This window comes from Chryseobacterium sp. W4I1 (genome assembly GCF_030816115.1).
Classification (GTDB): domain Bacteria; phylum Bacteroidota; class Bacteroidia; order Flavobacteriales; family Weeksellaceae; genus Chryseobacterium.
The window spans coordinates 1594427-1610442 of sequence record NZ_JAUSXQ010000001.1 but is presented as its reverse complement, the minus strand read 5'-3'; the positions used below and the strand labels follow the sequence as shown (position 1 = coordinate 1610442).

Annotated in this window: 13 protein-coding genes; 3 read left to right on the top strand and 10 right to left on the bottom strand. The window is 36.4% G+C overall.

Annotation, left to right across the window (positions count from 1 at the left end; genetic code table 11):
- The 6 genes from QF044_RS07425 to QF044_RS07400 all read right to left on the bottom strand — a co-directional run bounded on the left by QF044_RS07425 (position 1) and on the right by QF044_RS07400 (position 5790).
- Positions 1-1188 carry an efflux RND transporter periplasmic adaptor subunit gene (locus tag QF044_RS07425; protein WP_307265585.1) on the bottom strand — a complete coding sequence of 396 codons (1188 nt, stop codon included), beginning with the start codon at positions 1186-1188 and terminating at the stop codon, positions 1-3.
- A 1-nt stretch (position 1189) separates the two neighbouring features.
- A complete protein-coding gene (locus QF044_RS07420) occupies positions 1190-1648 on the bottom strand; it encodes a transcriptional regulator (RefSeq protein WP_307265583.1) in 459 nt (152 codons plus the stop codon).
- A 113-nt stretch (positions 1649-1761) separates the two neighbouring features.
- Complete coding sequence (locus QF044_RS07415; RefSeq protein WP_307265582.1) at positions 1762-2274, bottom strand: GNAT family N-acetyltransferase; 513 nt, start codon at positions 2272-2274, stop codon at positions 1762-1764.
- 240 nt (positions 2275-2514) lie between these two features.
- A complete protein-coding gene (locus QF044_RS07410) occupies positions 2515-2742 on the bottom strand; it encodes a DUF2007 domain-containing protein (protein ID WP_307265581.1) in 228 nt (75 codons plus the stop codon).
- 62 nt (positions 2743-2804) lie between these two features.
- A complete protein-coding gene (gene lat, locus QF044_RS07405; protein ID WP_307265580.1) occupies positions 2805-4130 on the bottom strand; it encodes an L-lysine 6-transaminase in 1326 nt (441 codons plus the stop codon).
- A gap of 109 nt (positions 4131-4239) precedes the next feature.
- A complete protein-coding gene (locus tag QF044_RS07400) occupies positions 4240-5790 on the bottom strand; it encodes an aldehyde dehydrogenase family protein (protein WP_307265579.1) in 1551 nt (516 codons plus the stop codon).
- Positions 5791-5925: 135 nt separating this feature from the next.
- Between QF044_RS07400 and QF044_RS07395 the strand changes: the two genes are divergently transcribed.
- Positions 5926-6123: a hypothetical protein gene (locus tag QF044_RS07395; RefSeq protein ID WP_307265577.1), complete on the top strand. Its 198-nt coding sequence runs from the start codon at positions 5926-5928 to the stop codon at positions 6121-6123.
- A 54-nt stretch (positions 6124-6177) separates the two neighbouring features.
- Here the strand turns inward: QF044_RS07395 and QF044_RS07390 are convergent.
- From QF044_RS07390 to ccsA, 4 genes are all read right to left on the bottom strand, one after another.
- Positions 6178-7406, bottom strand: a protein-coding gene (locus tag QF044_RS07390; protein WP_307265575.1) for an IS3 family transposase whose coding sequence is annotated in 2 segments (ribosomal slippage) — positions 6178-7040 and positions 7040-7406 — 1230 coding nt in all. Because the reading frame shifts where the segments join, the coding sequence is not laid out codon by codon here.
- A gap of 145 nt (positions 7407-7551) precedes the next feature.
- The gene (locus QF044_RS07385; RefSeq protein ID WP_307265573.1) at positions 7552-7755 is read right to left on the bottom strand and encodes an Arc family DNA binding domain-containing protein; all 204 of its coding nucleotides are present in this window, start codon (positions 7753-7755) and stop codon (positions 7552-7554) included.
- 142 nt (positions 7756-7897) lie between these two features.
- Positions 7898-8761 (bottom strand): SPFH domain-containing protein, encoded by an 864-nt coding sequence (locus tag QF044_RS07380; protein WP_307265572.1) that lies wholly within the window; start codon positions 8759-8761, stop codon positions 7898-7900.
- A gap of 233 nt (positions 8762-8994) precedes the next feature.
- Positions 8995-12255 carry a cytochrome c biogenesis protein CcsA gene (gene ccsA / locus QF044_RS07375; protein WP_307265571.1) on the bottom strand — a complete coding sequence of 1087 codons (3261 nt, stop codon included), beginning with the start codon at positions 12253-12255 and terminating at the stop codon, positions 8995-8997.
- Positions 12256-12947: 692 nt separating this feature from the next.
- On the opposite strand from ccsA, the gene QF044_RS07370 reads away from it, so the two are divergent.
- Together QF044_RS07370 and QF044_RS07365 are read left to right on the top strand one after the other, a co-directional pair.
- Positions 12948-15497, top strand: a complete 2550-nt coding sequence (locus QF044_RS07370; protein WP_307265569.1) for a DNA translocase FtsK — start codon at positions 12948-12950, stop codon at positions 15495-15497.
- A 24-nt stretch (positions 15498-15521) separates the two neighbouring features.
- Positions 15522-15983, top strand: coding sequence for a hypothetical protein (locus QF044_RS07365; RefSeq protein ID WP_307265568.1), 462 nt, complete (start codon positions 15522-15524; stop codon positions 15981-15983).
- The last annotated feature ends 33 nt before the right edge of the window (positions 15984-16016 follow it).

Below are 16016 nucleotides of genomic sequence, written 5' to 3'. Positions count from 1 at the left end.
TTAGAATTTCGGTTTTATAGATTGTACAAGGCTATCCATTTTTACAGGTTTCGGCTTCACGGCAGTTCCCGGTTTTAAACCTCCGATTCCTGCAGCAATAATAGTTTCCCCTTTGTTTACTCCGGATTTTATTAAAGCCATGTTGTCAATTCTGTCCATTACATTAATCACAACATTTCTTGCCGTGTCTCCTTTATCAACTTTATAAACGTAAACGATACCCTGTTGCTCATACGTTGCACTTTCAGGAACGACCAATACATTATCATACGTTTTTGGAAGTCTGATAGATCCGCTGTTCCCGTTGCTTAATAATTTCTGAGGGTTGGAGAAGGCCACTCTGAACTGAATGGTACCTGTTGTAGCATCAATCTGTCCTGTAATGGCTTCAATTCTACCTTTTTCAGAATAAATGCTTCCGTTAGCCAACTGTAACTCAACCATTGGAAGATTTTTGATCTTCTCTGGCATGGTAGCTCCCGGAGATTTTTCAAGGAAATCAAAGTATTCTTTTTCATTCATAGAAAAATAAGCAAACAATTCAGATGTATCTGAAATTGTTGTTAAAGCCGTCTGATCTGTTGGACCAACCAAACTCCCCACTTTTAAAGGAAGTTTTCCGATAACTCCGGAAATAGGCGCACGAATGATAGAATATTCAATATTTGCAGCTACTCCTTTATAGTTTGCAGAAGCTTGCTGTTTTGCCGCCATTGACTGTTGCAACTGAGCTTTTGCCTGGGCTAAATTAGCCTGCGCAGTCTGCAGCTGAACATCACTGATGATATTTTTAGCCACCAAAGGTTTTAGTTTATTGACTTCAACCTGTGCTGCATTTACTGCTGCCTGTGAAGCTGCAATCGTAGATTCAGCAGCACCGATTCCGGCTTTTGCTGCGGCTGCATTTTCTGATAAGATATTGGTTTCAAGACGGAATAAGGGCTGTCCTTTGGTAACATATTGCCCTTCATCCACTAAAACCTGAGTGATATATCCCTGTATTTTCGCACGAACATCATTATTGACCCTTCCTTGTATGGTAGCTGGAAATGTCTGATAACCTACGATATTTTTTGCCTCCACATTAATAACAGGATAGGGTTTTGCACCATCCTGTTTTGGAGCTTCTTTTTTGCAGGCTGTCAGTGAAAACGCTGCAATAGAAAGTATAACTAGCTTATTATTCATTTTAAAGTTTATTAAGAGATTCCTGAATATTTTCTATGTTTTTATATAAAAGAGCTTTGTAAGCTTCTATTCTTTCGTTGTATTCATCATCATGATTTTTTTTAAAATTGTTTAGGTCGTCCAGTAATTTCAATTCATCCTTCATTTTTTGTACTATTTTCTCAAATCTTATCTTTTTGTATTCATCATTGATAAAAAAATACCGTTTCCGTTCATCCATTTTATTATGATCTATGATCAGCTGGGCGTTCAGCAGCAGTGAGATGCTGGTAGAAACAGAGCTTTTACTCGCAGAAAGTACTTCAACAAATTCGTCAAAAGTAATTCCTACTTTCTCATAATCGAAAAGAAGATAGGAATAGATCTTTGAAGCTAACGGCGGTAGATTGAAAACGGTACCGTAGAATTTTACGGCATCTTGAAAAATTTTTTCGTCAATCTCTATACTTTGGTGCATCATATAAAAATTTTGACAAAAGTAGAAATTAGTTCAGAACTAAACGAACAAACATGATAGAGTTTATAAATACAGTCTCTTTTAAAAATTCAATGAGAGTTGATTTAACTTTTTGCCTAAAATATAATCTTCTCATAGGCCTTTCTCATTCCGTCTGCCAAAAGAACTTCACCACAGTAGGAATACCCTTTACTTTCCAGGATTTTCAACATGGCAATATTGTCGTAGTTTGTATCTACTTTTATACTTTGAATTCCGTGGGACTTTGTAAAATCCTCAATATGGTCGAAGAGCTTCTTTACCATTCCCTGACCTGCAAATTTCCTATCTATCGCTACTCTATGCACCACTACGAATTCACCATCGCTGAGCCATGCTCCTTCGATGGAACTATAGGCAGGCTCATCGTTGAGTATAAGGGCTGCATAAACTGCAATTTCTCCATCTACGGTAAGTACATATGCAAAACCTTTTGCAATATCGCTTTCTACGGTTCCTATGTTTGGATATCCATTCTGCCATTGGGTACTTCCGTCCTGTTTTCTTCTTTCAATGGATTGCTGGATAATTCCCCAGATTACATCCCTGTCATCAATCTGTGCTTTTCTTAATTTAATCTCTGAACTCATTTTTTTAATTTTAATTAAGGAATTGAAAAATCAGGACATTCTTTGATTTTTATTATTGGATTAAACCAACTCTATCATCAAATATCTTATAAAACTAATGGCCCTAATTTCTAAACTTCTCAATTTTTTAATGTTTAAATCTTCTGCTAATATTTATTTTTTGAATTAAAAAACCGAAAATTAATTTAATTAATTTTCGGTTCGAAGTAGTAAAATTTAAAATTATGAAATTGTTTTTTATTAATTTTCATTTTGTTGAAGATAAGCATCAATAATATCAAATGCTTTCCTCTCGTCTTCCAACTTTACCAAAACTTTTAATGATGTTGCGGTAGGCGTTGTCGTAAATGTAAGGTAACTGTTTTCGACGCTGTTTGTAATTTGTGCATCATCCAATTTAGACTTTATGAGTTGGATTTCTGAAGGCTTGTCGCTTTCAAAAACCGATACTCTCGTACTTCTTTCCATATTCTATATCGTTTGAGTATCTAAATGTACAATGTTTTTTTTAAAATTACAAATCTTTGATTTTAAATTTTATTAATATTGCTCTCTATTTTATCTAAAGCCAATTGAATTTCTTCTTTGGAAACATTCAGGTGTGGTCTGAAACGAAGTGACTGATCTCCACACGGAAGAATGATTAATCCGTCTTTGAAAAGCTCGTTCATCAGATGGTTTCTATGTTCAGCTGAAGGAAGATCAACAGCGCACATCAAACCTCTTCCTCTTGCATTGGAAACGGTCTGAGGATATTTTTGAGCAAGTTCTTTTAATCTTTCTAACAGATAATCACCAACCACTCTTGCATTTTCAACAAGATTTTCCTTCTCGATAACTTCCATCACCAGCTGGAAACGAAGCATATCAATAAAGTTTCCTCCGAAAGTAGAATTGATTCTTGAACTTTCTCTAAAAACGTTGTTCGGGATCTCATCGAATTTTTCTTTGTTCGCTAAAACACCGCAAACCTGAGCTTTTTTTCCGAAAGAAATAATATCGGGTTTTGCTGTAAAATGCTGGAACGCCCACATTTTTCCTGTTATTGCGATACCGGTCTGAACTTCATCAAAAATCAATAAGATCTCATTCTGATCACACAGCTTTCTTAAACCTAGCAAGAATTCGTCTCTAAAGTGATTGTCTCCACCTTCAGCCTGAATAGGTTCGATGATGATGCATGCCACTTTATTCGGGTTCATCAGAATAGCTTCCTCAATCTGAATAAGCGCCAGTCTTTCATTCTTAATGGTTTCTTCTAAATTCTCTTCTGTGATTGGGAAAGATAATTTAGGATTTAAGATTCTTGGCCAGTCGAACAATGGGAAATACTGATATTTTCTGGGATCGGAAGTATTGGTAAGGCTTAAAGTATAACCACTTCTTCCGTGGAAAGCCTGTTTGAAATGGATACAGATTCCGGCTTCTGTCTGAAGCCCTTTTTCGAAATTCTTACGTGTTTTCCAGTCGAAGCAAGCCTTCATTGCATTTTCCACCCCTAAACTTCCACCTTCAATAAAGAAAGCATACTGCAGTTCTTCAGGAATCACCACTCTTTCAAAAACTTCCAGAAAATGAGCATATTCTTCGGAATATACATCTGCAAGGGTTGGCTTGTTCACCGCCATTCTTCCCAACCATTCTGACCTTTCTACAAGATAAGGGTGATTGTAGCCTACAGATGCTGATGCAAACATGGAAAACATATCCAGATATTCTCTGCCTGTAAGCTTGTCATACAACCATGAGCCATGGGATTTCTCAATATCCATCACGAAATCAAAGCCGTCTGCCAAAACGTGTCTTCCTACTGTTTCTTTTACTTTATTTACTTTTATATCAATTGTTTGTTCCATATTTTTTAGAATTTAGTGATTAAGAAATATGGAGATTTAGAAATTTGTTATGTGTTATAAATCTCCGGCTTTCTTAATATTTTAATGGTCTTCGTTTAAATTAGAATTTTTACAGATCGAATTTAATTCCCTGTGCCAAAGGAAGTTGAGCTGTATAATTTATAGTATTGGTTTGTCTTCTCATATAGTATTTCCAAGCGTCTGAACCGGATTCTCTTCCGCCTCCGGTCTCTTTTTCTCCACCGAAAGCACCCCCTATCTCAGCACCTGAAGTTCCAATGTTTACGTTGGCAATACCGCAATCTGAACCTGCATACGAAAGGAATAATTCTGCTTCTCTCAAATTCTGAGTCATGATAGCAGATGATAATCCCTGAGGAACATCATTCTGGATAGCAATAGCTTCCTCCAATGTTTTATATTTAATAAGGTAAAGAATCGGTGCAAACGTTTCGTGCTGAACGACCTCGTAAGAGTTTTTCACTTCTGCGATACATGGTTTTACATAGCATCCTGATTCGTAATCTTTTCCGCTTAAAACACCACCTTCAACAGCAAATTTCCCACCTTCTTTTTTACATTTTTTGATTGCTTCTTCATACTGATTCACTGCATCAACATCGATAAGCGGTCCAACATGATTATTTTCGTCTAATGGATTTCCGATTTTCAGCTGTCCGTACGCTTTTACCAATCTGTTTTTCACTTCATTGTAAACACTTTCGTGAATGATCAGTCTTCGTGTTGATGTACATCTTTGTCCTGCCGTACCTACAGCTCCGAAAACAGCTCCGATAATAGACATATCGATATCTGCATCTTTAGAAATAATGATGGCATTGTTTCCACCTAATTCAAGGATAGATTTCCCGAATCTTTCTGCTACTTTGGAAGAAACCATTCTTCCTACTCTTGTAGAACCTGTGAACGAAACTAATGCCACTCTTTTATCATCTACCAGCTTCTGACCGATCTCATGGTCTGAAACCAATACGCTGGAAACACCTTCGGGAAGGTTGTTCTCTTTTATTACTTCAGCCATAATGTTCTGGCATGCGATAGCACATAATGGTGTTTTTTCTGATGGCTTCCAGATAGTAACATTTCCGCAGATCCATGCTAAAGCTGTATTCCAGGCCCAAACAGCAACCGGAAAATTAAAAGCGGTGATGATTCCCACCACACCAAGCGGATGGTACTGCTCGTACATTCTGTGGCCCGGTCTTTCCGAGTGCATGGTATAGCCGTGAAGCTGTCTTGAGACACCTACTGCAAAATCACAGATATCAATCATTTCCTGAACTTCTCCCAAACCTTCCTGAAGAGATTTACCCATTTCATAGGAAACCAATTTTCCAAGGTCATCCTTATATATTCTTAATTTCTGGCCAAGTTGTCTAACGATCTCACCCCTTTTAGGAGAAGGAATGGCTCTAAACTCCTGAAACGCCTTCTGAGCGGTCTCAATTACTTTATCATAATCACTTTCTCCGGAAGTCTTTATTTTAGCTATTAATTTGCCATCTACGGGTGAAAAACTTTCTATCGTTTTTCCCGAAGCAAAATATTTTCCGCCCACTGAAGCCCCTTTGTTTTCTTCTTTAATACCAAGGTTTTTAAGTGTTTTTTCGATTCCGAAATCCTTTACTTTTTTAGACATAAAATTTTTACTTTTCGTTTCCTTTAAAGATAGAAATATTATGCGAACCTCAAAATTTTAATTTTTAACACGCTTTTTATTTGGACTAATTATAAACATGCTTATCTTTGTAAGGTAATCATTTGAATTTCAGGAATGGAAAATAATAAGATGGTAAATGAACCTGCAAAAGAGGAGAAAAGCTCCAAATGGAAAAGCCTGGTTAAAAAATTTGGTATAGGCGGTATTATATTCTTTACCGTAAAGGGAATCATTACTTCTACCCTTATTTATTTTCTGGGTAAAAATTTCTGGACTGTAATCAGTAATTACTTTACGGCATTGTTTGAATAAATAATTGATATATTTGAGTCGTCCTAAAATAGATTGACAATAATTAAACAATATTTAACTAAATCCGGAGGAATATTTTTCTTCGGATTTTTTATGCACTTGCTCCGGTGTTTGCATCTTTAGGCTTAAGTGAGGTCTTTTATTGTTATAAAGATAAATACTTTCTTTTATCAATTCATTAAGATCATCTTTATTTTTAGCTTTATTAAATAGAAATTCCTGCTTCAATATTCCATTAATTCTTTCTGCCAATGCATTTTGATAACAATCATATCCATCCGTCATGGAAGGTTGAATTTGATATTGATTAAGTACCTTTTGATAATATCCCGAACAATATTGCAATCCTCTATCCGAATGATGAATAAGAGAATTATGGGTAATTCTGTTCTTCACTGCCATTTTCAATGCTTTTGCAACGTTTTCAGAATTCATATTTGTGCTCACCGAGAACCCCATAATCTTTCTGCTGTAAGCATCCGTCACTAAAGATAAATAGCATACCGATTCCCTTGTTTTCAGATAAGTGATATCGCTTACAAAAACTTGTTCTGGCCGTTCTGCTTTAATATTTTTTAATAAATTAGGATGCTTTCTGAGCCAATGTTTTGAAAAAGTGGTCTTTATATATTTCTTTTTAGGATAAATTAATAAATTTTCTCTTTTTAAATATTGAAATAAAGCATCTCTGCCTATTTTAATATCTTCTTTATCAAAACATTCTTTCAGCAAATAGTAAAGCTTTCGGGTTCCCAGCCTGGGAAGCTCCATTCGTATTGCTTTAACCATTTCCTTGATTCTCAAAAGTTCATCTTCCCGCTTGATATACCGCTTTTGAGTCTGATAAATATTTTGGCGGCTTATCCCAAACAATCTACATATTTTGGAGAGGCTTAATCCCTCTTTTTGGAGTCTGAGGATTGTTGGGATAAATACTTTTTTCTGATCTGAGTGCCATATTGCCCATCTGAAATCTCAATCATTGTATTGAGTACTTTATTTTTCAGCTTTTCATCGGAAAGTTCTTTCTCCAGACGTTTAATTTTCTGGGCCGGGGTTTCTTTGGATCTTGACATGGTATGGATACTTGGTTTTATCCAATCTAAGTTACCATATCTTCTCAACCAGACCAAAACCGTACTTCTTCCCTGAATTCCATAGTGTTTTTGAGCTTGTTTATAAGTAAGTTCGCCTTTTTCTACTTGAGAAACAACGCTCAATTTAAAGCACAATGTATAATCTTTTTGACTGCGCTTTTTTCTAGATAATTCTTCGTCTTCCATAAATAAATCGATTTTAGGTCAACCTATTTTAGGACGGGACAATTAACAATAAAAAAGCAGAGAAAATTTCTCTGCTTTTTTATTGTTAGAGTAAATTGAATAATTTTTTATAGTTTTTTTATTTTCAACTGTTTTGCTTTAAGCTTTACTTGATTTCCTCTTCGTCTTTCTTTTTTCTCCCCGAATTGACCAGGCTTTGATGTAAGAGATATTCGATCTGTCCGTTTACACTCCTGAATTCGTCATTCGCCCACTTCTCCACCATTTTATAGGTAGATTCATCAATCCTTATGACAAAGGATTTTTTGCCTTTGGTTTCGGAGGATTTTGAAGTTTTTTCCGATTTCATTTTTTTCTTTTTGCCTGTTTTTTAGTAATACTTTTCAATAACGTACAGGACGCAAAGATTTCGTTTAATAAACCTGATGTTAGCCTGTAAAGACGTTATTCAGTTAAATTTGTTATAAAATCTAAGTATACCATCTTCATTTTTAATAAAGAGTTCCTGCATTTAAGATCGGCTGAGCTGCTTTTTCACCGCAAAGCACCACCATTAAGTTGCTCACCATTGCTGCTTTTCTTTCATCATCCAACTCTACAATATTTTCCTCGGAAAGTTTTTTCAATGCCAGATCTACCATTCCTACAGCACCTTCTACAATCTTAGTTCTTGCTGCTACAATTGCTGTAGCTTGTTGTCTCTGAAGCATCGCACCTGCAATTTCTGATGCATAGGCCAGATGAGAAATTCTCGCTTCCTGAATTACGATTCCTGCTTTTGAAAGTCTGTCGGTAAGCTCCTGTTCCAAAATAGAATTGATCTTATCACCGCCTTCCCTTAAAGTAATCGGAGCATGATCATCTTCTAAATTGTCATAAGGAAAGCTCATCGCCAGGTGACGAACCGCAGCTTCGCTCTGCATTCTTACAAATTCTGAATAACGCTCCACATCAAAAGCAGCTTTGTAGGTATCTCCTACTTTCCAGACCATAACAACCCCAATTTCAATAGGATTACCCATTTTATCATTTACCTTCAAAGTCTGACCCTGCAGGTTTTCAGAACGTAAAGACATTTTCTGGGATGAATACAAAGGATTGATGAAAAACAGCCCGTTATCTTTTACGGTTCCTACATATTTTCCAAAGAAGTTGAGTACTCTTGAGTGATTCGGCTGAATGATCATCAGACCTTTCAGAAAGAAACAAAACAACAGAAAGCACAGCATAGCAAGAATGACGTAGGTAATACTCTGCTCAACTCCGGAAATAAAGAAATAAATAGCTCCTGCAAATAAAATCAGACAGAATACTAATGCCAGATACCCAGACATGGGCTTTAAAACTTTTTCCATGATTGTAAATTTAATTTGATATTAATTTGATATCATAAAGATATACATAAGTTTTGAATCCTGAATGATTATTGATAATTTTTTTGTGGTTCCTGAATACGGGTTAAGAAAGCTGAAAGAAAAGATTAGACTCCTGTTACCCTTGTCAAGGTTTTTAAACCTTGACAAGGGTTTCGCATCACAAAAAAATCCCGGAATAAATTCCGGGATCTTGTTTTTATATTTAAAAAAGATTATTTCTTCGTTAAAGTTTTAAACTTGAAATAAGAAACAGCTGACAGAAGAAGCATTGTTCCCAATCCGATGTAAACCCATGCCGGAACCGGAACAGGATCCCCTGCTGCATAAGAGTGAAGTCCGCTCAGATAATAATTAACTCCGAAGTAAGTCATTACCATAGAACAGAATGCAAACATAGTTGCTACATGGAATGCCCATCTGCTTCTCAATCCTGGAACCAATCTCATATGCAGTACAAAAGCATAGACCATAATTGAAATGAAGGCCCATGTTTCTTTCGGGTCCCAGCTCCAGTATCTTCCCCATGATTCATTGGCCCAGATTCCTCCTAAGAAGTTTCCAACTGTTAAGGCAAAAAGACCAATGGTCAGTGACATTTCTGACACAATTACCAATTCTTTTAATGTAGTATCGTGGTGAAGTTTATAGGTGTCTTTATTTGATATAATATAGAATACAAGAGAGATCACTGCAATAATCATTGAGAGGGCAAAGAAACCATAACTCGATGTGATGATCGCTACGTGAACAATCAGCCAGTAAGATTTCAATACCGGAACCAGCGGTGTGATCTGTGGATCAAGCGCTGAACCTCCGTGTGCAAATCCCATCATAATAACGGCCACCATAAATCCTGATGCAGGTATCAGAGCATTAGAATTTCTGTAAAGGAATAATCCGGCTGTAATCCCTACCCACGAGATAAATATAATGGCTTCATATCCATTACTCCAAGGTGCATGTCCTGAAATATACCATCTTGCAACAAGGCCCAGGAAGTGACAGATATATCCTATTAAACCAGCAGCAATAATTACTTTAATGGTTTTATTTAAAACTTTTTTAGGCTTAAATAATTCAATAAATCCTAAGATCAGAAGAAGCCCACCAATGATGGTATAAAAGATTAATAATTTAAAATTAATATTTGCTTTATTCATGAAAACCTCAAGATCTACTTTAGATTTTGCAGGAACTACTGCTTTGCCCCATTTTTGCTGATATTCTGAAAGCTTTGCCAATTCTTTATCAGCTTTACTCCAGTCTCCGGTTTTCTGTGCTGTAAGCGCCTCTGCAAAATAAGGTCCCATTACCTGCTGAGATTCCATATCCGGTTCGAATTTCTGATCCAGCCATGAATGCCAGGTATGATTCGCATCATTTTTAACAGGAACAATTCTCATAAACTGGCCGCTGAAAAACTCATTGAAAATCTGTACTCTTTCGTTTACAGCAATTACTTCTTTATCATAGTTTGTCTGGTCAGCCGGTTTCTTGCGGAATGCCGTATTGTAATCATGTTCTAGAATATAAGTTAGATTACCATTGGCATCTGCAGGAAAAAGATTCATTAATGAGGTATACTCATCATCATTAGCTTTTGTTTTCTTTTTCAGTTCGTCACCTCCTTTTGGCCCCACTTTAATCATTGGCACCATAGTCCAGCTTGGAGTATCTGTATTGATTGAAAGAAACCACTGGTTAGCAGTTAAAGACTTTCCATCTGTTCCTTTAAATTCATCCTTTTTGTATAATTTTCTAAGAACATCTAATGCCTCTGTATTAATAGGAACAATTCTTCCGTCAAAATTCTGTACTAAAAGGTATCCGAATTTATCTGCATGTTCTTTGCTGATTCTGTTTCTTGCAATAATTTCATCAGGTGAGATAGATCTCATTTTTGCCATCGGGGTCGCCAATGAGTTTTGCTTTGGAGCAGAGCCGTCCAAAGGCTGGGCATGCATATTATTTTCACCTTCTACGTGTACATGTTCTCTGCTTCCATCTGTTGTTCCATGCGTCTCAATTTTCTGGGCATTTAAGCCTAAGCTTAAAAACAAGAATAATACTGCTGCTGCTTTTGTTTTCTTTTTATTGGCGTCAGTAAGCATTTTATTCAATTTCCAGAAGTGAGTTCCTTTCCAAAAGAAGATTACAAACATTCCTAAGAATAAAAGTGCATATCCTATATAAGAAATAATAGTTCCCCAGAAATCATGATTTACAGAAAGTACAGTTCCCATTCTGTCCGGATCAAAACTTGACTGGAAAAAACGGTATCCTTTATGATTTAAAACGTGGTTCATATAAATTTTATAAGGAGTTTCCTTTCCTTCATCAATGATTTTAACATGACTTTCGTAAGCACTTGGAGATGAGCTTCCCGGATAAGTTTCCATTACGAAGTCATCAAGCTTCAGCGCAAAAGGGGTATTATATACTTTAGGACCGAAACCAAGCATAATATTCAGGCCGTCCATAGTTACCTGTTTAAAGGCATTAGGATTACCTTTTTCTACAGAAAGATCAACCAGCTGTTTTGTTTTTGGTCCCTGAAGCTCTATTCTCAGCATATCAGGTACCATAGCATCTTTCTTTTTATCTCCTTCAAAAGCCATCAGCCTTCCTTTTTTAAGACCTTCAGGCACCACCAGCTTCAATTCGTTGATCGTATATAAACTTCTCAAAACCAAAGGTTGGAATTCATCTTTCTTGGTACTTCCTGTAGCCTGTGTTGCCATCGTCATGAAAGCTGCATCTACAGGTGTTTTGATGAATATTTTCCCGTCTTCTTTTTTAAATTCTACAGCCCCTTCGATCGCTCTGTTGAATGTTACCAAAGTTCCGTTAATAGATTTTGTCTCCCCCGGTTTGATATAGATATTCTGTCTGCCTGTAGATCCCGTAGAAACCAGGTGAAGATATTCTTCGCCGTTCGGCTCAGCAATTAAGCTGTCTTTTTTCCTCTGAATAAATTCTTTTGTAAAGACCTTTATTTCTTTTCCATGGAAATCGTAAGTTGCTTTAAAGTCTTTATGCAGTGGTGACATCAAGTAAGGAATATCCTGATAATCAAGAGCATCTCCTTTTTCTTCTATTTTAATTTTAAAGAAATTTTTATCCGTTACAATCTCATTGGAAGTTTCGCCTTCCCTGATGTGCATTGTACCTTCAAAACTGATGTATCTAGTGATAGCACCTCCTATAAAAATAAGGATAAAAGCAAGGTGAAAGACCAGAACCGGCCATTTTTCTCTTCTCCACAGTCTGTATCTTGCGATATTTCCTACAAAGTTGAGAATGAGCAGAAACATGATTAATTCAAACCATTTTGCTTCATAGATCAAAGCCTTGGCTGTAGGTGTTCCATAGTCATTTTCTAAGAACGTTGCATAAGCCATTGCAAATGCGTACACCAGTAACAGCACAGCCATTGTCCTGGTTGAGATAAGAATATCTTGGAGCTTCTTCATGATATATTTTACTTGACATGCAAAAATAAGGATGATAAACAACAAAGCGGCTAAAAAAAGCTGTTTTTTGTCACTTTGAGGCCTATTTCATTTATTTTGAATCATTCTTAATAACATGAAATTTATTAAGAAAAATTCAATTTCTAATATTATGAAATTCCGGACATATTAAACCTATCTGTTTTATTAAAATTTTCTATTCCTAAATATTCATTAACAGCACTCAAATTAATGATATTCAGCCAACTGTTTTTTTTTGAAAAGGTTTTATTTCTGATCTTACTTAAAAGCTCATCGCTATTTAGAAGCAACCTGCTGTCAGCTATTCTCCTTTTTTCATCCAGGAAATAATCATCCTGTACATCAATAAAATAATAAGGTCCTCTTTCTCATTTTTCTTTTTTGCTGTACGCTAATAGATAATAATGAAAATAGAGGCATGAATAAACCAGGATACTTTCAAATAAAATTTTCGTTTTCTCTTATTTTTAAATTTATGGAACAAAATTAGTGGAGTTTTGGTAATAACATTTGAACTAGTAAAAAAACACCTGCTGCATTAGATTTTAATGAAAAAAATATCTCAAAAACGCTGTGTGATTTTAAAAAATAAACCTAAATTACGCTATCTTTTAAACAAAAAAAGATTCTATTAATGTTGAAAAAACATTAAATTTGCCCACATTGATATTATGGATAAAAAGACACAGACAAAACCGACTGAATCGCCTGATAAAGGCAAAATCTTATCTAAGCCCCGTATATTTTTCGGGCTTACTTTCATTCTATTTTCTATCGTTCTGACCCTTTCCTTCGTCTCTTATCTGATGAACTGGAAGGCTGATCAGAGCCAAGCTGGAACAATGACAGACAAAACAATACAATCTTCCAATGTCTTTGGGAAGGTAGGCGACTGGCTGGGTAATATTTTTATATTCGAAAGCATAGGTATTGCCTCATTTATTATTGCCTTTTTATTTTTGGTTGTGGGAACGCTTATCTTAAAGAAAAGAACCTTCAAACCGTGGAAAACCATAGGGCATTCTTTGTTTTTTATCTGCTGGCTTCCTATTTTTATGGGAGCGGTTACTAAAGGCCAAGGAGTTCTGGGAGGTGTTTACGGCTATCAGATCATGGATTATCTTAATGCCATCATTGGACCTGTAGGACTTTGGGTAGTACTTGCATCAAGTATCCTTTTATATTTTATCCTTGAATTCAATCTTCGTCCAAGCTCTATTAAGGCCAAACTGGACAAAATCAACGATCATACGATTGGCAAGGTTAAATCTATGATGCCGAGCTCAGAAGAAAATTTTGAAGCAGATACAGAACTTGAAGAAGAGGCTGAAGAAACGATACCGAATGTTACCGTAACTGATGTTAGCAGTAAACCAAAGGCTAAAGATCAGGAACCTGTGAGTGTTCCTAAAGGATTTCCGGAAGTACAGCCTGTAGCTGATATAGAAACTATTGTAACTCCTAATCATACTTCTTTTGAGGAGGAAGAAAAACCCGTCAGTTTAAATCTTAATACCAGACCATCTCTTCCTACCTCTACGCCTGAACAGGCTTTTGACATGACACCGGTGAGCCCGGCTATTAATGTTCCTGTTCCACCAGTTTCGTCACCGGCTCAGGACAATATTAAATTTAATGTTGAAGTTGCTCAGGTGATCGATGTATTGGATGATTCAGATAGAAAGTCACAGGAACTGGTAGAAAAACACGGACTGTATGATCACAAGCTTGATCTTGCAGGATTTCAGATGCCACCTGTAGAATTGCTTAAAGATTACGGTAACGAAGAAATTTCTATCAATAAAGAAGAATTAGAAGAAAATAAAAATAAAATTGTAGGCCTTTTAAAGAATTTCAACGTTGGGATCTCCGAGATCAAAGCGACGATAGGACCTACCGTTACTTTATATGAAATTGTTCCTGAAGCAGGAATCAGAGTATCTGCTATCAAAAAGCTTCAGGATGATATTGCATTGAATCTTTCCGCACTTGGGATCAGGATAATTGCGCCTATGCCAGGAAAAGGAACCATCGGAATTGAAGTTCCGAGGAAAAATCCTACAATGGTTTCCATGCGTTCAGTGATTGCTTCCCATAAATTCCAGAATACAGATATGGATCTTCCGGTTGTTTTCGGAAAAACTATTTCTAACGAAGTATTCATGGCAGACCTTTCAAAAATGCCACACTTACTGATGGCCGGTGCTACAGGACAAGGGAAATCTGTAGGGATCAATGCTATCCTTACTTCTCTTCTTTATAAAAAACATCCGAGCGAATTGAAATTTGTAATGGTGGACCCTAAGAAAGTGGAACTTTCATTGTATTCAAAAATTGAAAGACATTATCTGGCTAAACTTCCGGATGCTGAAGAAGCAATCATTACCGATACCAATAAGGTGATCAATACCCTGAATTCTCTTTGTATCGAAATGGATACAAGATATGATCTTCTTAAAAATGCATTCTGTAAGAATTTAAAAGAATACAATAAGAAGTTTACCGAGAGAAAATTAAATCCTGAGAACGGACATCGTTACCTGCCTTATATTGTTTTGGTTGTAGATGAGTTTGCCGACCTTATTATGACCGCAGGAAAAGAGGTGGAACTTCCGATTGCAAGGCTTGCACAGCTTGCAAGAGCGGTAGGAATTCACCTGATTGTTGCTACACAGCGACCTTCTGTAAATGTAATTACAGGGATGATCAAAGCCAATTTCCCAGCAAGAGCAGCCTTCAGAGTAATTTCCAGTGTCGATTCAAGAACAATCCTGGATTCTACAGGAGCAGATCAGTTGATTGGTAAGGGAGATATGCTTTATTTTAACGGAAATGAAATCTTAAGACTTCAGTGTGCTTTCGTAGACACTCCGGAAGTGGAAAGACTTGCGGAATACATCGGTGAACAGAAAGGATACTCTTCAGCATTCCTGCTTCCTGAATTTGTTTCTGAAGATTCTACCAGTACGGTAGGCGCTTTTGATCCGAATGAAAAAGATGCATTGTTTGAAGAAGCGGCAAGAATTATCGTATCGACACAACAGGGATCAACTTCCATGCTTCAGAGACAACTCAAATTAGGTTACAACCGTGCAGGAAGGATCATGGATCAGCTTGAAGCAACCGGTATTGTAGGAGGCTTCAATGGTGCAAAAGCAAGAGAGGTAATCATCAGTGATCTTCATTCGCTGGAACAGTTTTTAGAAGATTTAAGAAACTAACCAACCATATAAAAAAATATTACCATGAAAATTGTTAAAAACATTATCAATGCTTGCCTTTTTGCATCGGTACTTACCTTATCCTCGTGTGCATTAAGATCCATTCCAAGTGATTACAGCACTGTAAAACTAGACACTGTGGATACTAATACACTGGGAAATGGCAAAGTACTTATCTATAACGGAGCTGGTTTTTTACATGCGGTAGACAATACAGCAAGGTTGAATATCTGGATAGATAACAAATCTCTGGGACAGATCAGACCAAAAGAATATCTGATCATTGACCTGGCAAAAGGAAAATATGAGTTTACTGCTCTTCATATAGATATGGTCAATATGAGAAGCAAACATCAGGTGGAGATTAATGAAAATACAAAAGTAATTAATATCGAGCCTACCATTACCTCTAATAAATTAACGATAACGAACGTTCTTCCCAAAAACTTCGAGAATTATGTTTACAGACCGGAAAGAAGTAATTAAGGTTTCATCTGTAAGAACACATTTCTATTATTG